This window comes from Tessaracoccus zhenghani, assembly GCF_055326325.1.
Map to the genome: position 1 here is coordinate 35,256 of NZ_JBUZNQ010000010.1, position 19,173 is coordinate 54,428.

The 19,173-nt window shown below is 67.4% G+C and carries 16 protein-coding genes and 1 tRNA gene; 9 read left to right on the forward strand and 8 right to left on the reverse strand.

The annotated features are described in order from the left end of the window. Positions 1 to 59 precede the first annotated feature (59 nt). Both trxA and trxB read right to left on the reverse strand, forming a co-directional pair. Entirely contained in the window at positions 60 to 377 is a 318-nt protein-coding gene (gene trxA / locus ACZK4S_RS14300) for a thioredoxin (protein WP_076061668.1), read from the reverse strand. Between the two features lie 90 nt (positions 378 to 467). Further along, a complete protein-coding gene (gene trxB, locus ACZK4S_RS14305) occupies positions 468 to 1,412 on the reverse strand; it encodes a thioredoxin-disulfide reductase (RefSeq protein ID WP_182763107.1) in 945 nt (314 codons plus the stop codon). Positions 1,413 to 1,568: 156 nt separating this feature from the next. Between trxB and ACZK4S_RS14310 the strand changes: the two genes are divergently transcribed. Continuing rightward, positions 1,569 to 1,910 carry a hypothetical protein gene (locus ACZK4S_RS14310; protein WP_076061672.1) on the forward strand — a complete coding sequence of 114 codons (342 nt, stop codon included), beginning with the start codon at positions 1,569 to 1,571 and terminating at the stop codon, positions 1,908 to 1,910. A 55-nt stretch (positions 1,911 to 1,965) separates the two neighbouring features. Here ACZK4S_RS14310 and ACZK4S_RS14315 read toward each other — a convergent pair whose 3' ends face one another. Then, entirely contained in the window at positions 1,966 to 2,901 is a 936-nt protein-coding gene (locus ACZK4S_RS14315; protein WP_463644742.1) for an enoyl-CoA hydratase/isomerase family protein, read from the reverse strand. Between the two features lie 69 nt (positions 2,902 to 2,970). After that, entirely contained in the window at positions 2,971 to 3,945 is a 975-nt protein-coding gene (locus tag ACZK4S_RS14320; protein ID WP_076061677.1) for a sugar-binding transcriptional regulator, read from the reverse strand. Positions 3,946 to 4,087: 142 nt separating this feature from the next. Between ACZK4S_RS14320 and ACZK4S_RS14325 the strand changes: the two genes are divergently transcribed. The 3 genes from ACZK4S_RS14325 to ACZK4S_RS14335 all read left to right on the forward strand — a co-directional run bounded on the left by ACZK4S_RS14325 (position 4,088) and on the right by ACZK4S_RS14335 (position 7,450). After that, positions 4,088 to 5,797, forward strand: coding sequence for a glycerol-3-phosphate dehydrogenase/oxidase (locus tag ACZK4S_RS14325; RefSeq protein WP_463644743.1), 1,710 nt, complete (start codon positions 4,088 to 4,090; stop codon positions 5,795 to 5,797). A 204-nt stretch (positions 5,798 to 6,001) separates the two neighbouring features. Continuing rightward, positions 6,002 to 6,074 (forward strand) — tRNA-Ala (locus tag ACZK4S_RS14330). 206 nt (positions 6,075 to 6,280) lie between these two features. Beyond that, a complete protein-coding gene (locus ACZK4S_RS14335) occupies positions 6,281 to 7,450 on the forward strand; it encodes a site-specific integrase (protein WP_076061681.1) in 1,170 nt (389 codons plus the stop codon). Between the two features lie 88 nt (positions 7,451 to 7,538). On the opposite strand, the gene ACZK4S_RS14340 is transcribed toward ACZK4S_RS14335, so the two are convergent. Continuing rightward, the gene (locus ACZK4S_RS14340; protein WP_463644744.1) at positions 7,539 to 9,026 is read right to left on the reverse strand and encodes a multicopper oxidase family protein; all 1,488 of its coding nucleotides are present in this window, start codon (positions 9,024 to 9,026) and stop codon (positions 7,539 to 7,541) included. Between the two features lie 181 nt (positions 9,027 to 9,207). On the opposite strand from ACZK4S_RS14340, the gene ACZK4S_RS14345 reads away from it, so the two are divergent. Continuing rightward, the gene (locus ACZK4S_RS14345) at positions 9,208 to 10,401 is read left to right on the forward strand and encodes a YVTN family beta-propeller repeat protein (RefSeq protein WP_463644745.1); all 1,194 of its coding nucleotides are present in this window, start codon (positions 9,208 to 9,210) and stop codon (positions 10,399 to 10,401) included. Positions 10,402 to 10,502: 101 nt separating this feature from the next. On the opposite strand, the gene ACZK4S_RS14350 is transcribed toward ACZK4S_RS14345, so the two are convergent. From ACZK4S_RS14350 to ACZK4S_RS14360, 3 genes are all read right to left on the reverse strand, one after another. Continuing rightward, a complete protein-coding gene (locus tag ACZK4S_RS14350; protein WP_463644746.1) occupies positions 10,503 to 10,934 on the reverse strand; it encodes a hypothetical protein in 432 nt (143 codons plus the stop codon). Between the two features lie 9 nt (positions 10,935 to 10,943). After that, a complete protein-coding gene (locus ACZK4S_RS14355; RefSeq protein ID WP_076061689.1) occupies positions 10,944 to 11,156 on the reverse strand; it encodes a hypothetical protein in 213 nt (70 codons plus the stop codon). Positions 11,157 to 11,270: 114 nt separating this feature from the next. Next, a complete protein-coding gene (locus ACZK4S_RS14360; protein WP_463644747.1) occupies positions 11,271 to 12,086 on the reverse strand; it encodes a prolipoprotein diacylglyceryl transferase in 816 nt (271 codons plus the stop codon). 250 nt (positions 12,087 to 12,336) lie between these two features. Between ACZK4S_RS14360 and ACZK4S_RS14365 the strand changes: the two genes are divergently transcribed. The 4 genes from ACZK4S_RS14365 (at position 12,337) to ACZK4S_RS14380 (ending at position 19,170) form a co-directional block, all read left to right on the forward strand. After that, the gene (locus ACZK4S_RS14365) at positions 12,337 to 15,126 is read left to right on the forward strand and encodes a heavy metal translocating P-type ATPase (RefSeq protein ID WP_463644748.1); all 2,790 of its coding nucleotides are present in this window, start codon (positions 12,337 to 12,339) and stop codon (positions 15,124 to 15,126) included. A 22-nt stretch (positions 15,127 to 15,148) separates the two neighbouring features. Beyond that, complete coding sequence (locus ACZK4S_RS14370; protein WP_463644749.1) at positions 15,149 to 15,445, forward strand: metal-sensitive transcriptional regulator; 297 nt, start codon at positions 15,149 to 15,151, stop codon at positions 15,443 to 15,445. A 150-nt stretch (positions 15,446 to 15,595) separates the two neighbouring features. Next, positions 15,596 to 16,705: a type II glyceraldehyde-3-phosphate dehydrogenase gene (locus ACZK4S_RS14375; RefSeq protein ID WP_463644750.1), complete on the forward strand. Its 1,110-nt coding sequence runs from the start codon at positions 15,596 to 15,598 to the stop codon at positions 16,703 to 16,705. Continuing rightward, a complete protein-coding gene (locus ACZK4S_RS14380; protein ID WP_463644751.1) occupies positions 16,702 to 19,170 on the forward strand; it encodes a heavy metal translocating P-type ATPase in 2,469 nt (822 codons plus the stop codon). Before ACZK4S_RS14375 ends, ACZK4S_RS14380 begins: the two co-directional genes overlap by 4 nt. Positions 19,171 to 19,173: the final 3 nt, after the last annotated feature.

A 19,173-nucleotide genomic window follows, 5' to 3' on the forward strand; every position in this document is an offset into this window, starting at 1 on the left:
AGGCTCAGGCGTTACCGCCGTCCAGCTTTCGGTGGGTCCAGGGTGGCCGCCGGAGCTCATCAGAGCAGCTCGTCGATGGCCTTCGTGAGTGCCTTCTTCGTCTTGGCGCCCGAGAGCGAGTTGACGACGCGGCCCTTCTGGAAGAACTGCAGCGTGGGCAGGGACAGCACGCCCTGCTGCGCGGCGAGGTTGGGGTTCGTGTTGGTGTCGACCTTCACGAACTTCACGTCGGTGTACTGCGCGGCCAGCTCGTCGAGGATGGGCGACATCTGCTTGCAGGGCGCACACCAGTCGGCCCAGTAGTCGACGATCACCAGGCTGTCAGCCATCAGCACCTCGTCGGCGAACGTATTCTCCGTCACGTCGGTCACTGCCACGGAATTCTCCTTGCACGTTGGTTGAGCGCCGCCTGCTCTGCCGGCGGAGTCGAAAACCCCGTCATTCTACAGAGCAGGCTGCAGTGCAGCTTACGCCTGAGCGTCTGCGAGTTCCTGGAGGTAGCGCTCCGCGTCGAGGGCGGCGGCGCATCCGGAGCCAGCGGCGGTGATCGCCTGACGGTACGTGTGGTCCACCAGGTCTCCGCACGCGAAGACGCCGGGCAGGTTGGTGGCCGTGCCACGACCCTCGACGAGGACGTAGCCCTCGGCGTCGAGGTGCACCTGGCCGTTGACCAGCTGGGAGCGCGGGTCGTGGCCGATGGCGATGAAGACACCGTTGACCTGGAGGTCGCGGTCCACGCCGGTGTTCTTGTCCGTGAGGGTGATCGACTGCACCGAGGTGTCGCCGTTGATGGACTTGATGTGGCTGTTCCACGCGAAGGAGATCTTCGGGTCGCGCATGGCGCGTTCGGCCATGATCTTCGAGGCGCGCAGCTCGTCGCGGCGGTGGACGACGACGACGCTGGAGCCGAAGCGCGACAGGAAGGTGGCCTCCTCCATGGCGGAGTCGCCGCCGCCGATGACGGCGATGGGCTTGTCGCGGAAGAAGGCGCCGTCGCAGGTGGCGCACCAGGACACGCCCCGACCGGAGAGGCGGTCCTCGTCCGGCAGCCCGAGACGACGGTAGCCCGACCCCATGGCCAGGATGACGGTCTTCGCCCGGTACTCGGTGTCGTCGGAGTCCTTGACGATCTTGACCTCACCGGTCAGGTCGACGGCGGTCACGTCGTCGGTGATCAGCTGGGCGCCGAAGCGCTCGGCCTGCTTCCGCATCTCGATCATCAGGTCCGGGCCGTCGATGCCCTCCGCGAATCCCGGGTAGTTCTCCACCTCGGTGGTGTTCATCAGTGCGCCGCCGGAATCCAGCGCGCCTTCGAAGATGACCGGCTTGAGGTTGGCGCGGGCCGCGTAGATGGCGGCGGTGTAACCAGCGGGGCCGGAACCGATGATGATGACGTCGTGGATCTCGGACATGCACACTTCCTGGAGGTGGAGGGATCGGCCCCATCCTAGGCGCTGCCGCCAAGATCGCCGCTTCCGTTCAGGGGCGTTGCGATGCCCCCTGGGATAAGGGCGCGGTAAGGGTTGCGCCCTATACCCAGCCTGTCGCCGCAGGACTAGGGTCGGAGCATGTCTGAAGAACTGTCTCGCGAAGACCTGCACGCCGCGCTCGGGGTCCGCAAGGAGATGGGGGCCGACATCGAGCCGGCCCTCGTGGATTCGCTGGCCCGCAAGATCGAGGCCACCGTGGAGCGGCGCTTCCAAGCGGAGATGGTGGCCAGCCGGCAGGAGGCCGAAGCTGCCAGGGCAGGTCAGAGCGGACGGATCGCCGTGGGCATCGTGTCGCTTGTCATGGCCATTCCGCTGACTGCAATCTCAGGATCCATGTCGGGCTTCCTCGGCATGCTGCTCGTGTGGACGGGCATCGTGCTCGTCAATGTCGCCATGGCCCTCCGCAGGCCGCGCCCCTGACCGAAAAGCGAGAGAAACGGCCCGTCACGCGACGGGCCGTTTCTCTGTCAGAGGGTCAGTAGTTCCAGCTGGAGCGGTACGCGAAGACGGCGTCGACCGCCTCTTGAGGAACCTCTTCGAGAGTCTTCCATCGCCACTGCGGGTTGTTGTCCTTGTCGATCAGTAGCGCGCGGACACCCTCGACGAAGTCGACGGTGAGCACCGACTCGGCCAGACGGAGATCCTGGTCGAGGACCTCGCTGAGCCCGAGCCGCTCGGCGCGGAGCAGCGCCCGCATGGCCACGTGCACGGCGAAGGGGGAGCGGGCGCGCAGTTCGCGCGCGGCCTGCTGGGCGGCCTCGTCCGGATGCGACTCCAGCATGCGCGCGATCTCCACCGGATCGTCGGATTCGTAGCACTCCTGGATCCACGCGGCCTCGAACAACGGGGCGGGCAGCGGGCCGTCCGCCGATTCGTCGGCCAGATTCAGCAGGAGCGCGTCGCCACCGGTGAACGTGGCGGCCGTGAGAGCCACGTGGCGACCCACCGCCCGTGCGCGCGCCAGGTGCAGCATCATGCCGACGTCGGGGAAGAAGCCGATCTTGGTTTCCGGCATGGCCATGACCGTGTCCGCGTAGACGATGCGACGGTCCGCGTGACCGCCGAGGCCGAGCCCGCCACCCATGGTGATGCCGCGCATGAAGCTGGTCACCGGCTTGGGGTAGTTCGCGATGAGCATATCGAGGGCGTACTCGGTCTCGAGGAAGGTCAGGAAGGACCCGCCCTCGGCCACGACGGTGGACAGTGCGCGCACGTCAGCGCCGGCGCAGAAGCCGCGTTCGCCGGCCCCGGCGATCTCGACGGCGGTCACGTCGTCGTCGTGGTGCCACTGCGTGAGCGCCTCGTACATCGCCGTCATCATGTCGGCCGTCAGGGCGTTGATCGCCTTCGGACGGTTCAGGGTGATGCGGGCGATGCCATCGGTCACGTCGGTGAGGATGAAATCGGACATGCTGCACAGGGTAACGCCGTCGTGGCATGCAGAAGAAAAGCGGAGGGTTTCAAACCGCTCATGTCCTGTTCATGTCAGCCTGAGCGAGGGGTTCATCCTGTGCAGTACGGCCCGGGCGGTGTCCTCATCGATCACCAGGTCCGTGGCCACGCCGGCGCGCAACGCTCCCAGCACGGGGGCCGCCTTCGCCAGGCCACTGACGACACAGATCCGACGGGGAATGCGCTGCAGTTCAACGGGGGTCATGCCGGTGGCGCGACGGTTGATCTCCAGGTCACGGTAGGACCCGTCCTCACGCAGCATGACGGTGCAGATGTCGCCGACCACCCCGTCGCGCACTAGGGAGTCGAGGTCCTCCCGGCTGAGGTAGTTGGAGGCGTAGACGTGGCTCTGCAGTTCAGCGTCGAGGCCGCCGACGCCGAAAAGCGCGACGTTGCACTCGGCGCGGACGGCGAGGATGTGGCGGGTGGAGCGCTCCCGCCACATCGCCTCACGGGTGCGCGGGTCGTCGAAGAACGCTGGGAGGGCCATGAGTTGCTCCTGCCCACGGAACGCGTTGGCGAAGCGGTGGAGGATGTTGCCGACGTAAGGCAGCCCGGTGGTCTGAGAGTTGGCGCCGCCGTTGAGCCCGATCACGGTGACGCCGCTCACTTCGCGGGGCTTCAGGTGGGCCGCGATGGCCGAGGTGGTGGTGCCCCAGGCCACGCCGACGATGTCGCCGTTGGTCACCGCATCGCTGACGACGCTGGCGGCCAGCCGGGCGACCTGGTCGAGGCGGAAGATGTTGCTCGCCCCGGGACGGACCTGCACCAGGTGGGCGTCGACGTTGAAGTGCTTGCGGAACAGGTCTGCGATCCGGCTCAGCGGGCGGTTGGGATCCGTGATGGAGATGCGGACCAGGCCACGGTCGCGGGCCTCCTTCAGGAGCCGTGAGACGGTGGAGCGTGACACGCCCATCAGGTGGGCGATGGCGTCCATCGTCTCTGATTGGACGTAGTACATCTGGGCCACCTTGAGCAATGTCTCGGTTGTTGCCTCCGCCATGCATTCCCCCTTCTCAGCGGGGTTTGCCGACGTCAGTGGTGCAACCCCTCCCTCATCCTAGGGCGTTGCGTGCACAAACGTGCACGGATGTTGCAAACATCGTGCAGCGGGGTGAAGCTGGGCAGGAGCAAAGGAGCCCCTCATGACCGTCTTGACCCTCCAACAGCGTGCCGCCTCGTTGTCGGCCATGTCGTCAGAAACCTTCGACGTCCTTGTGATCGGCGGCGGTGTGACGGGTGCAGGTATCGCGCTGGACGCAGCCGCGCGAGGCCTGCGCACCGCCGTCATCGAGGGACAGGACTGGGCCTCGGGCACGTCATCGCGGTCGTCGCGGTTGGTGCACGGCGGACTGCGCTACCTCTACAACCTGGACTTCAAGCTGGTGGCGGAGGCGCTGAAGGAGCGCGGCCGACTGTTGACGGTGATCGCTCCGCACCTCGTCGAGGCCCAGCCGTTCCTGTGGCCGTTGAAGACGCCGGTGATCGAGCGGGCCTACTCCGCCGTCGGCGTGGGGATGTATGACGCGCTGGCCGTCATCGGTGCCGGGTTCAAGAAGACCGTGCCGCTGCAGAAGCACCTCTCCAAGAAGGGCGCCATGCGCCACTTCCCCGACATCAAGCCGTCGGCGCTCACCGGCGCCATCGAGTTCTATGACGCTCGAGTCGACGACGCGCGCCTGGTCATCACGCTGATCCGTACCGCCGCCAAGTTCGGCGCCGAGGCTGCAAGCCGCGTCCGGGTCACCGACATCCTCAAGGATGACCGCGGCCACGCCAGCGGTGTGAAGGCGGTGGACCTGGAGAACGGCGACGAGCTGACCATCAAGGCCAAGCGCATCATCAACGCCACCGGCGTGTGGACCGAAGAGACCCAGGACATGGCCGGAGGCACCGGCGGCCTGAAGGTGCTGGCGTCCAAGGGCATCCACATCGTGATCCCGCGTGAGCGGATCAAGGCGAAGGCCGGCATGTTCCTGCGCACCGAGAAGTCTGTGCTGTTCATCATCCCGTGGCAGCACTACTGGGTGATCGGCACCACCGACACCGCCTGGCACGAGCAGTTGAAGCACCCGGTGCCGACCTCGGCCGACATCGACTACGTGCTGGCCCACGCCAATGAGGTGTTGGCCCGCCCGCTGACCCGCGACGACATCATCGGCACCTACGCCGGCCTCCGGCCGTTGCTGCAGCCGAAGGTGCTGGACGAGTCGAAGTCGACGAAGGTCTCCCGCGAACACACCGTCACCGAGGTCATCCCGGGCATGGTCGCCATCGCCGGCGGCAAGTTGACCACCTACCGCGTGATGGCTGAGGACGCCGTGGACTTCGCGCTGGGGGAGTCCGACGCCAAGACACGTCGGTCGGTGACGTTCGACCTGCCGCTGCTGGGTGCCGACGGTCTCGACGCCGTGCGCAACCAGGCGGGTCGCCTGGGCGCCAAGTACGGGTTCGCCGCGGACCGGATGCAGCACCTCTTGTCGCGCTACGGCTCTGAACTGCCGGAACTCCTGGCCACCATCGACGACGACCCCACCTTGGGTGAGCCCCTCGCGGCGGCACCGCAGTTCTTGCGCGCCGAGGTGCACCGCGCCTGCACCGTCGAGGGCGCCCTGCACCTGGAGGACATCTTCATCGCCCGGGTGCGGCTCAACTCCGAGGCGCGTGACCGCGGTGGCGCGGCCGTCGACGAGGTCGCCGAGGTCGCGGCTGCAGCTCTGGGCTGGGACGCCGAGAAGACCGAGGCCGAGAAAGCGAACTACCGGGCGCGGATCGCGGCGGAGCTCGCTGCGGAAGAGCAGAGCACCGACGAGGCCGCATCCGCGGAGCGGGAGAAGGCCGAGGACATCGTCTGACGCTCCTTCCCCTGGGTCCTGGCTCCTGAGGCCGGGGTAGCCTCAAATCTAGGTGGCCCCACATCTAGATTTGGGGCCGTCCGCCACCTCAGATCTGGATCCGGCGTGGCCGGGGTGGGGTGGCCTCTCCACCAGCCGGTGGCCCCGCCCGTCGCAGCTTTGGTTGTCGGCCGGAAGTGCCCCTATACTTGCCACGCGCACTTCGGGGCATTAACTCAATTGGTAGAGTGCCACCTTTGCAAGGTGGAAGTTAGGGGTTCGAGTCCCCTATGCTCCACAACTCGAGAACCGCCTGGCACAAGCCAAAACGGATGCAAAACACGTAGTGAGGCGGGATTCCGACTCCGCCAAGCTGCGCCACCCTCCGCCACCGTGCACCACTCTGTGGCCCCAAATTGGTCACGAAATAGGCCATAATGGGTACCGATTGGCCCCAGATTGGACACGGATTGGACCCGGAGAACCGGGGGAGGGAGCCCGAACATGGCGCGTGCACCCCGCAGACTTCCGCCCGGAATCCTGCTCCTTCCGAGCGGGAACTACCGGGTTCGCTACCTCGGCCCCGACGGGAAGCGGTATTCCAAGACCTTCACCCACCTGCAGGACGCGAGGTATTGGCAGGCGTCCGAGCAGCGACTCATCGATCAAGACGGCTGGACACCGCCGGAGGTACGTCAGCGCCGACAGGACTCTGCAGCGCTCACCGTGGGCGAGTGGGCCGAGCAGCGCATCGCGGCATGGTCCACCCGATCGAGGTCGCCCATCGTCGGCAGCACCGTCGAGGATTACCGACGGTGCCTGCGTCTCCGGATCGACGGCTGGCTCGGGGACACACCCCTCACACTCGTCACTGCCGCGATCGTGCGCAAGTGGCACGAGGCTCTCCCGGACACACCGACCATGAACGGGAAGGCCTACGATCTCCTCAAGCACCTCATGAACGACGCCGTCAACGACGAGCTGATCGCGGCCAACCCGTGCCGCATCGTCGGAGCCGGCAAACCACGAGCCAAGGGGGCAGCTGAGGCGCTCAGCGCAAGCGATATTGGGCCGTACCTCGAAGCGGTGGAGGAATATTACCGCCCAGCCCTGGCAGTGGCCGTCCTGGGTGGCCTCCGATCTGGGGAGGTACGTGGCCTGCGTCGGCGCGATCTCGACGTGGAACAGGGCTTCATCCGAGTCGCCGGGGCCATCCGACGGGAACAGGTGGCCGAGGGCGAGTACAAGCGCGACTACACAGACACCAAGACTCCGGCTGGGAAGCGCGTCATCTACCTACCCGCCGCAGTGCTGGACTACCTCCGGCCTTGGGTCCAGAACCACAATTTCGCACCCGACGAGCTGCTCTTCCCGGCCCGCCGTACAGGCAAGATCATGAACGAGACGGTGCTGGCAGCAGCGCACCGGCGCGCTGCCAGGCAGATCGGCCGTCCGACGCTCACCCTGCACAATCTCCGGGCAACCGCTGCCACTCTCGCAAAGCAAGCAGGCATGACTGACCGTGAGGTGCAACGCCGCTTTGGTCACACAACGGCGGCAATGGCTAACCTGTACCAAGTACCCGAGCTTGAGCGAGACAAGTCGGGTGCTGCCATGATCGATTCTCTGCTCCAGTCACGTGGGCATCAAGCCCGGCTCCCCAGTGGCGGCTGATTCCTCTGCGCGAGCTCCTACGCTCACGGGCTTCTGATTCAGCTTTCCTGCCTACTACGGGCCGCAGAGATGCGCGGTTGATCGATCGTCAGGCGTAGCGCATCGTCGTCATCATCCCGACTTCCGCGTGGTAGATGTTGTGGCAGTGCAGCATCCACTCGCCGGGGTTGTCGGTGATGAGGTCGAGTTCGATGGCCTGCATGGGGGTCAGGAGCACGGTGTCTTTGCGGAGGCCTCCGCTGCCCGGGAGTCCCCAGGTGTGGCCGTGGATGTGCATGGGGTGGGCCATCATGGTCATGTTGGTCATTCGCATCCGGACGCGCCGGTCGGGGCTCACCTCGAGTGGTTCGTGGTCGCCGAACTTGCGGCCGTTGATGCCCCAACCGTAGGGGTCCATCTGACCGTTGAGTTCCACATCGAAGGTGTCGTCGGGCTCGCCGTCGGGCAGGCGCGCCTGCGCTGCGGCGCGTAGTTGCGTACCGAGCAGGGCGTCGCCGTCGAGCTCCGGGACCGGGGCATCCGTCGAGGGCGCGTCGCCCGAGGCCGTCCGAACGACTGCGCGGGCGGTCCCGGTCTTGCCCTCGGGCCGTGCCGCGAGCGGGAAGGTCCCGTCGCGCAGGGTGACCGTCACGTCGTAGCGCTCTCCCATTGCGATGTACAGGGCTGCGGTATCGACGGGTTCGACGGGGAATCCGTCGGAGTGTGTGACGGTCATGGTGTGGCCCCCCAACGCCAGCTTGAAGATGGTGTCCGAGGCGGCGTTGATGATCCTGATGCGGATGCGCTGTCCCGGCTTGGCTTCGAAGGTTGCGGGGGCTTCAGGTACGCGTCCGTTGATGAGGTAGTGCGGGTATTCCACGTCCCCGGCATCCCCCAGGGGCGAGGATGCCCCGTGCCCCATGTCGCGCATGTTCCCGTGGCCCATGCCCATCGAGACCGCGCCGTTCTCCGCGGCGAACTCCTCGAAGATCTCGTCCGGGCCCCGGCCCACGCCGTCGGTCCAATCGTCGAGGACCACGATCCACTCGTCGTCATAGGCCCCCGGTTCGTCGGGGTCGTCGATGATCAGGGGTGCATACAGGGCACGGTCGAGTTGAACGCCGGAGTGCGGATGGAAGAAGAAGGTCCCGGGGTCCGGTGCCACGAACTCGTAGGTGAAGCTCGTGCCGGGCTCGATGGGGTCCTGCGTCACCCCCGGCACACCGTCGGCGGCGTGGTGCAGCCGGACGCCGTGCCAGTGCACGCTGGTCGATGCGGGCAACTGGTTGTCGACCGTGATCCTGAACAGGTCTCCAGCCGTGCCGCGCAGCACACCCATGCTCGAATCGTCGTACGCCCAAGTCTTCGCCGTCAGGCCGCCGAGGTCGAGCGTGACCGGCCGCGGCGCCAACGTCTGCTGTACGACGGAACGCCCCGGCGCCGGAGCGAGCGAAGGGGCCGGGTACGAGCGAGAGGCACCGGAGCCGGGCGCTGGAGTGCCGGGCTTGTTCGAGGGGCTCGTGCAGGCGGACAGGAGTCCCGCCCCGGCGATACCCGTGGCGCCGAGGAGTAGGTGGCGGCGGTTCAAAGCGGTCATGAGTCAATACTCCCCTGGGTATCGTCCTGATCCAAGCCTGGAATGTTCAGGAACGGTCAAGGTTCCGTGGGTAGGGACATGCCAGGATCTTGACGGGATCTTCACCGAATCCGCACCCGGGCCAGATCCGGTGCGCGCACAGTGATCGCGGGAGTTTTCACGAAGAACAAGGAGAAAGTCAGTGATTCGCACCACCAAACGGAGCTGGCGCAGACCAGCGACCCTCACCGTCCTCGCCACTGTGGCCCTGGCGTTGAGCGCCTGCGGCCAAGGCGAGGGCACCGACCCGAACCCCGGCACGACAACACCGGGGCGAGCGGCGACAGACGATGGCGCAACCGTGGCGACTGAGGATGCAACCGCCTCGGGGTCGACGCCGGAGATCGCGTCCGTCGACGGCACCGTATGGGTCGCCAACGAGGACGGGGACTCGCTCAGCGCGCTGGACGCCGCCACCGGCGAGGTCGTCACGACCGTGACAGGAATCGAGAGCCCGCACAACGTGCAGGTGAGCCCCGATGGCAGCACCGTTTGGGCCATCAGCGGACACAACAACGCACTCGTGGCCCTGGATGCGGAGACCTACGAACTGCGGGGGACGGCACCCACCGGCACGAGTCCCGCACACGTGATCGTCACACCGGACGGCGAGACTGTGTATGTCACCAACGCCGGCGACGACACAATGAGCGTCTACGAGGCGGACTCGCTCGAGTTGCGTGCCACCATCGACCTGAGCGCCGGCCCGCACGGGCTGCGGGCCAGTCCCGACGGGTCAACCGTGGTCGTCGCCAACACCACGGCCGGCGCGATCGACGTCGTCGATACTGCTACGAACGCGGTGGCGGCCAGTATCCCCGTGGGCGACTCGCCACCTCAGGTGGCGGTCAGCGCCGACGGAAGATATGTCTACGTGACCCTCATCGGGTCCAGCTCGGTGGTGAAGGTCGACCTCGCGGAACAACAGGTCATCGGATCGGTTGCGGTCCCGGCCCCCCCGGTGCAGCTTTACCTCACTGCCGACGGGACGCGGCTGCTCTCGGCGGACCAAGGTACCGACGACACTCCCGGCACCACCGTGACCATGATCGACCCCGAGTCCATGACCGTCGAGTCCACCGTGCAAGCCGGGTCCGGGCCGCACGGTGTCGTCATCGAGCCCACGGGGCAGCGAGCCTGGGTCACCAACCTCTACGACGACACGGTCTCGGTCATCGACCTCACCGCGAAGGCCACCATGGCGACGGTGACCGTGGGCGACAAGCCCAACGGGATCAGCTACAGCCCGCTGCCGCCGGCCCCCGGGCCGGGCACCGTCGAGATCAGCGTGCCGGAATACGCTACCGCGACCGGAGCCGGCCACGACGAGCACTGACGGATCCCCGATCGCTCGGTAGCTCGGGCAACGTGGAACCGCACCCCCAGCCATTCGCCGGGGGTGCGGTTCGCTTGTGTTGGAGTGCCCGAAACGGCTGATCACTCGTGGTGACCGTCGTGTTCCTCCTCTGCTGGCGTCGCTGAAGGCGCCGGGGCGTCAGGCTCATCCCCGCTCCCGGGGTCAGGGTTGAACAGGGGGCCGAGGACGAACGTCGAGAAGGCGAACAACACCGAGAAGATCACGACACCGATCGCGGGCGCCTTCCAGGTCCCGAAGCGTCGGCGGAGGCGGCGGAGGAGGGGAATGCTCAACAGCAACCCCGCCACGTACAACACCGCGTTGCCCAGGAACCCTGTGAGGATCGCTGCACCGGCCAGGAACCCGATGTGGTGCATCACGTGGGGGGCGAGCCCCATGAGCGCGCCGACGGCGGCGCGGGCCCCAGCCCAGATCGTGCCGAGGAGACTGCGCGCGCCACCACCTGCGGGCTCAGCCGGAGCCATCACTTCCACGGCGGTTTCGACCATCATGGGTGTGTCCTAGCTGTTGTGGTGGGCGTCCCAGCCCGCGAACCCCTGATGCATGACGCCAGGGTTGTGGGTGCCGCTGAAGCCCGTCTCGGAGGCGTGCATCCGGACGTGCTCGGCGAAGTGGCGCCCGCTGGGCTCCCCGGCGCCCGCTGGCACAGCGGTCACGGCGAGCAGTGCGGCAGCCGCTGCGACGAGGGCGGCGATCCTCTTCGTGGGGGTCATGTGGGGTCTCCTTTTGGTCATCGGCGGCACGAGAGCCACCACGACCACTTTCCCGCCGGCAGGTATGGATTCGGTGAAGCCTCGACCCGGCTTCCGTCAAGGATCGGCGGCGCGTCAGGCCACCGGGGTCGTCGTGGACGCGGCCATGATCCGCGCGTTCCTCCCGGCCTGTGCCGGATCCCCGTCCTCGCTGGGTGGCGTGGGTCCGGGCAGGGCCTCACGAACGATCAAGGCGGTGCCGGCGAGCATGCTGACGATGCCGAACACCTGCGCCTCAGTGAGGCCGAACAGGATGGGATTGTTGATCCGGACGAACTCGACGAGCAACCGGGCCGTCCCGCTCAGTGCGAGGTAGGCGCCGAACACGGTGAGCGGGCCGACGCGGCGTCCCAGCGCCCACAAGATGCCCGCGATCAAGAACGCCCCGGCCGCCTCATACAGCTGGGCGGGGTGGACCGGGACGTCGACCGGGACCGCGCCGTTGGGGAAGGCCATCCCCCAGGGCAGGTCCGTAGGTTTGCCGTAGGTACCGTCGCCCGCAAGGAAACAGCCGATCCGGCCGATGCCGTAGGCCGCCGACAACGGTGCCGCCATCGCCCCGGCGACCTTCGGCAGCGACAACCCGTTCCGCCGGGTCATGACGACCACCGCGATCGTCCCGCCGATCAGGCCGCCGTACCAGACGAAACCGGAACCGCCGAGCATGTGCCAGGACAAGTGCTGGAAATTGGCGATGAGGAAGTACACCTTGGCGCCGACGAAGCCCCAGAGAGTGGCCCACAGCGCGATCGACTGGCCCACCTCCTTGTCGTATCCGATCCGCTGGAAAGAACGGCCCAGAAGGTACGCGCCCACCAGGAGGGCGAGCGCCTTGCTGAGTCCATAGGACTGGACCCCCACACCGAACACCGAAAACAGCTCAGGCCACACAGTCGACTCCCGTCGTCGAATCACGAGGGCGCACAGCCGCGCCACCGACTCCACGCTGACCGATCCGCGTCAAGCGCTTGACCGGGATCGGGCAAGATTCGGTCAAGATCCGCCCGCAGGCTCTGACCCCCTCGCACCAGCGCACGGATCTTGATCGAACCTTGATCGGATGCCATTGCGGTTCGCATAGTCCCGCCGTAGTCTCGCTGTATACCCCCCCAGGGTATGAAATTCCGAGTGAGGTGGCGTGATGGTTTGGCTTGTTCTGGTCGGCGCAGGAGTGCTGACTGCATTGCTGTTGTGGTTCTTCTTCGGTCCGAAGAAGGCTGGGAGCGTGCACGTCGAGGACGGGGTGCAGGTGGTGGAGGTCACCGTCGATGGTGGCTACAGTCCCGGCGTGATCGAGGGCGTCCGTCCAGGCATGCCGGTGCGGATCCTGTTCGACCGCAAGGAGGGCGGTGAATGCACATCGCGGGTGGTGATGCCCGACTTCAAGATCAACGCTAGCCTGCCGGCATTCCGGACCACGGCGGTGGAGTTTACCCCGGAGGCTGCCGGCGAATACCGGTTCGCCTGTGGGATGAACATGGTCTCGGGCCTCATCCGGGTCGCCGGTGCTGTGCCGGAGACTCCACCTGCCCTCGCACAGCCCGACGCAGCGGCATCGGAAGCGGCCACGCCGGGCACCGTGGCGAACGCGTCGCCGCTCGTCGCCGACGATGACGATGAGGAGTCGGAGCGGGCCGCCGAGATCCGGGATTTGACCCGGCGCGTCTCCATCGGCGCGTTGCTCACTCTACCCGTCCTCGTCGCGGTGATGGGTGTCGAACTGTTCGGAGTGACCTGGGTTCCGGAGTTCCTGATGAACCCTTGGCTGCAGCTGGCGCTGATCGCGCCGGTGATGTTGTGGTCCGGTTGGCCGATCCACCGCGTCGGGTGGCGGGCGCTGTCGCACCGCACCGCCGACATGAACTCGCTGATCACACTCGGCACGGTGGCGGCATTCGGCTACAGCCTGGTGGTGACGTTCGCTCCGCAGATCCTCCCTCCGGAGTTGCAGCAGGTGTACTACGAGGCCGTCGGCGTGATCATCACCCTCATCCTGCTGGGCCGCCTGCTGGAGACGAAGGCGAAGGCGGGCACGGGCGAGGCGATCCGCAAGCTCATCGGTCTCCAGCCGCGTACCGCCCGGGTCCTGCGCCTCGGCACTGAGGTGGAGATCCCGATCGAGGAGGTTGAGGTCGGCGATGTGGTGCTCATTCGGCCCGGCGAGAAGATCCCCGTCGACGGCGAGGTGATCTCCGGGACGTCGGCCGTCGACGAGTCCATGGTGACCGGGGAGTCGATCCCGGTGACCAAGACCGTGGGCGATCCGGTGATCGGCGCGACGATCAACTCCACCGGCGCGCTGCGCTACCAGGCCACCCGCGTCGGGGCCGACACGATGCTCGCCCAGATCATCAAGCTGGTCCGCGAGGCACAGGGTTCGAAGGCCCCCATCCAGCGGCTGGTGGACAAGGTCTCCAGCTACTTCGTCCCCGTCGTCATCATCATCGCCGTCTGGACGCTGGCGATCTGGCTCCTGGTCGGCCCCCCGCCCGCGTTCGTGTTCGCGCTCGTCGCCGCGGTCTCGGTGCTGATCATCGCCTGCCCCTGCGCGCTCGGCCTGGCAACTCCGATGTCGATCACTGTCGGCACCGGCAAGGGCGCCGAGCACGGCATCCTGATCCGATCCGCCGAGGCACTTGAAACCGCGCACAAGCTCGACGCCATCATCCTCGACAAGACCGGCACCATCACCAAGGGCATTCCCATCCTCACCGACGTCGCCGCTGCCGGTGGCCACGACGAAAACCAGCTGCTCGGCTGGGTCGCCGCCGTGGAGAAGAGCTCCGAGCACCCACTCGCCGCAGCGATCGTCGCCGGCGCCGTCGAGCGCGGCATCACGGTGCTCGACACCGACGACTTCGACTCGATCACCGGGCAAGGCGTGCGCGGCCGGGTCGACGGACACGACATCCTCGTCGGCAACCGCCGGTTGCTCGCCGCAGGCAGAGTGATCGACGAGGCACTGCTCCCCCTGCACGACGCGCTCGCCGCCGACGGCAAGACCCCGATGCTGGTCGCGGTCGACGGCCGCGCCGCCGGGGTGGTAGCCGTCGCCGACACCATCAAGGAAGGATCCCCCGCCGCGGTCGCGGCCCTCCAAGCCCGCGGCATCGAAGTGATCATGATGACCGGCGACAACAGGGCCACGGCGGCCGCGATCGCCGCCCAGGTCGGGATCCGCCGCGTCGTCGCCGAGGTGATGCCCGAACACAAGGCCGCCGAGGTCCGCCGCCTCCAGGAGGAGGGCAAGGTCGTGGGCATGGTCGGCGACGGCATCAACGACGCCCCCGCACTGGCGCAAGCCGACGTCGGCTCCGCGATCGGCACCGGCACTGACGTGGCCATCGAATCCTCCGACATCACCCTCATCTCCGGCGCCCTCTCGGGTGTCGTCACGGCAGTCGACCTGTCCCGCGCCACGATGCGCAACATCAAACAGAACCTCGTGTTCGCGTTCCTCTACAACACCCTCGGCATCCCCATCGCGGCCGGCCTGCTGTACCCGTTCTTCGGGATCCTGCTCAGCCCGATGATCGCCGCCGGCGCCATGGCGCTCTCGTCCCTTTCCGTCGTCGCCAACGCCAACCGCCTGCGAGGCTGGACGCCCCGCCCCATCCCGGAGCCCGGCCCGACCGGGCACGCCACGACGCCCGTCGTGGAAATCGGCGGCACCGTATCCGCCACCACCACCACCACAGAAAAGGACACCACCATGTTCGGCAAGAAGAAGACCCCCACCCACATCGACCCCGTCTGCGGGATGAAGGTACAGCCCGCAAAGGCCGCCGCCACCCGCGACCAAGACGGCAACACGTTCTACTTCTGCTCCACGCACTGCGCAGCGACGTTCGACGCGGACCCCCACCGCTACGGACACCCGGAACCCGAAACGGCCCCCCACGGCCCGCACTCCGGCCACCACGACCACTAGCCGAGCGCAGAGCATGCGGGAGATGGGATCGATCGACATGGCCAGCACCGACGACAAGAACGCGCTCATCAACCGGCTCAACCGGATCGAGGGCCAGATCCGTGGCATCTCCCGCATGGTCGATCAGGATACGTACTGCATACAGACCCTCACGCAGATCTCGGCCGCCTCCAGCGCGCTACGGTCGCTGGCACTGGTACTCATCCAGAACCACCTGCAGCACTGCCTCGCCGAGGCGGTCGAGTCCGGCGACCAAGAGCTGCAAGACGCCAAAGTCCAGGAGGCGTCCGCAGCGATCGGGCGCCTCCTGCGCAGCTGAGGAGACCGCCACCCTCCGCTTCGCCCCAGTCCTCGGCGGCAGGCGGAGAGCCCAAAGAAGAGCACGCGGAGCAACCCGCCGATCGAACCGACCGACGAGCGCCACAGATTCAGAGAAACACACGATACGAAACAAGCACTGGAGACTGATATGGAGATAAAGGTTGCCGTCAACGGCTACGGAGTGATCGGAAAGAGGGTCGCGGACGCCGTCCGGGCCATGCCGGACATGGTCCTCGTCGGGGTGGCCGACGTCGCCACGGACTGGCACGTGCGCACTGCCGTAGGGCTCGGACTCGACGTGTTCGCCGCCAACGAAGATGCGCGCACCGCGATGCAGCCGGCCGGTGTGCCCCTGGCGGGCACCCTGTCCGATCTGCTCGAACGGGTGGACGTGGTCGTTGATACCACCCCGAAGAAGATCGCCGCCACCAACCTGCCGATCTACCGCACGGCTGGGGTCAAGGCGGTCTTTCAGGGTGGGGAGTCCCACGCGACCACCGGGCACTCCTTCGTCGCCCAAGCCAACTACGCCACCGCACTCGGCCGGGACACCACGCGGGTGGTGTCGTGCAACACCACCAGCATCGTGCGCGTCCTCGGCGCGTTGCGGGACGCAGACCTCCTCGCCCGCGCCCGAGGGGTGCTCATCCGTCGGGCCACCGACCCGGGCGAGTCCCATCAGGGCGGCATCATGAACACCATGGTCCCCGAGGGCGCCATCCCGTCCCACCAGGGCCCGGACGCCCGCACAGTGCTGCCCGACCTGGACGTGGTCACCATGGCCGCGAAGGCGGCGCACACCCAGACCCACAACCATTACTGGACCCTCCAGCTGACCCGGCCCGCCAGCCGCGGGGAGGTCCTTGATGCCCTGCGTGCGGCCCCCAGAATCGCGTTCATCCGCATGGCCGACGGCCTCACAGCCCTGAACACCACCGTCGAGCTCATGCGCGACATCGGCCGGCCCCGCGGGGACATGTGGGAGGTCGCCATGTGGGAAGACGTCCTGACGGTCGAGGGGGATGAAGCCTTCCTGACCTACCAGGTCTTCAACGAGGCCATCGTCGTCCCCGAGACCATCGACGCCATCCGCGCGCTGGCCGGCACCGTTACCGAGGGCGCCACCTCGATCGAAATGACAGACGACGCACTGGGGATGCGCCGGGAGTTCCTTCCCGCCCCAGTCTGGGAGCAGGCATCGCCGACCCGTCGACGCACGACTATTGGCCACGAAACTGGAACGGAAGACCGATCATGAAGAATCAGACCACGGTCCTGGAGGTCGGCGGCCTGCACTGGGCCACCTCCGAATCGGTGATCGAGAAGGCGTTACGCGGACTGCCCGGCGTGCTGGCCGTCGAGGCCAGCGCCGCCTCCCAGACAGCGACCGTCACCTACGACCCGGACGCGACCTCGGTGGCCCAGCTGGTCGGCTGGGTCAACGACTGCGGCTACCACTGCACTGGGCAGTCGGTGCCCGAGCACATGTGCCACCCGATGGCCGAACCCGCCCCGACCGACGGCCACGCCGGGCACGGTGCCCACGCACGGCAGGCCGACACGCATCCAGGCCCGCCGGGGCATGATGACGACCACGCCCGCCACACCGGTCCCGGTGGCGGTGCGGATGAGGTTGACCGCTCCGCGCAGGCGGTGATGGGCCACGGCGGGCACCATGGTGGCGGCTCGATGGAGGACATGGCCAGGGACATGCGCAACCGGTTCTTGGTTGCCTTGATCCTGGCGATCCCCATCACGATCTGGTCCCCGCTCGGGCGTGACGTGCTGGGGTTGAACCCGCCGCTGGCGTTCGGGCTGCGCGACGACGTCTTCACCTTGATCCTGTCGCTGCCGGTGGTGTTCTACTCGGCGTGGATCTTCTTCGACGGCGCCTTCCGGGCGCTACGGGCCAGGACGTTGGACATGATGGTCCTGGTAGCGGTCGCCGTGGGGGCCGGTTGGCTCTACAGCCTGGTGGTCACCCTCACTGGCGGTGGTGAGGTCTTCTACGAGGCGGCCACCGTGTTGACGACGTTCGTGCTGCTGGGGCACTGGCTGGAGATGCGAGCCCGGGGCGGCGCGAACGACGCAGTGCGCACGCTGCTGCAGCTGGCCCCCTCCCAAGCCGTGGTGATTCGTGACGGCCAACCCGTGGAGGTCCCCACCGCCGAGGTCGTCGTCGGCGATCTGCTGCTGGTACGGCCAGGCTCGAAGATCCCCACCGACGCAGTCGTGGAGGAGGGCGAGTCCGAGGTCGATGAGTCGATGGTGACCGGAGAGTCCATGCCGGTCGAGAAGGCGCCCGGAGCGGAGGTGATCGGCGCCTCGATCAACACCACAGGCACCTTGCGGGCACGGGCCACGAAGGTCGGCGCGGACACTGCGCTAGCGCAGATCGTGAAGATGGTCCAAGAGGCACAGAACTCCAAGGCCCCCGGGCAACGCCTCGCCGACCGGGCCGCGTTCTGGTTGGTGTTCGTCGCCCTCATCGGCGGCACCGTGACCTTCACCGTGTGGATGCTCGCCGGGGCCGGGGTCCCTGTCGCGATGCTGCTCGCGATCACCGTCGTGGTGGTCACCTGCCCCGACGCGCTGGGGCTGGCCACACCGATGGCGATCATGGTCGGCACAGGGCTCGGCGCCAAGCGGGGGGTGCTGTTCAAGAACGCCACCGCGCTGGAGGGCACGGCGAGGATCGACACGGTGGTGATGGACAAGACCGGCACCCTGACCAAGGGCGAGCCGGAGGTCACCGAAATCATCACCGCCGGCATGAGCGAGCAGGAGATGCTGGCCCTCGTCGCCGCCGTCGAACGCGAGTCTGAACACCCACTCGCCCGTGCGATCGACAACTACGCCGCCGAGCGCGGCGTGCCCGAACTGGCCGCAAGCGAGTTCCTCAACGTCCCGGGCCACGGTGCCACGGCCACGGTTGACGGGCGCCGAGTCCTGGTGGGAAACCTGCGCCTCATGATCGCGGAGAACGTCGACCTGGGGCACCTGGCCGAGCGGCGGAACGAGTTGGCCGCGTCCGGGCGCACCGCGGTGCTGGCGGCGGTGGGCGGGCGCGCGGTGGGTGTCATCGCGCTGGCCGACGCGGCTCGAGACACAGCCGCCGCGGCCGTCGCGGCCCTGCACGAGACCGGGATCGAAGTCGTCATGCTCACCGGCGACAACGAGGCCACCGCACTGCGCATCGCCGAGCAGCTCGGCATCGACACCGTCATCGCTGAGGTCCTGCCCGGGGACAAGGCCGACAAGATCGCCGAGCTCCAGCAGGCAGGGAAGTCGGTGGCTATGGTGGGTGACGGCGTCAACGATGCCCCGGCGCTGGCCAAGGCCGACATCGGCATCGCGATCGGAGCCGGCACGGATGTGGCGATCGAGACCGCCGACCTCGTCCTGATGCGCTCCGATCCTTTGGACGTCCCCATCGCGCTGCGCATCGGCAAGGGCACCGTACGGAAGGAACGCCAGAACCTGGCCTGGGCGATCGGGTACAACGCCATCGCGCTGCCCATCGCTGCAGGGGTGTTCTACCCCGCCTTCGGCCTAATGCTGCGTCCGGAGATCGCGGCCCTGACGATGTCGGGTTCCACGGTCATAGTCACGCTCAACGCCCTGCTGCTCAAGCGGCTCAGGTTGCCCGCGCAACAAACCCCGGGCGCGCCCCAGCGCGCGGTCCAAGAGCCGATCATACCGGTCCCGGCCGGGACCCGCTGACGG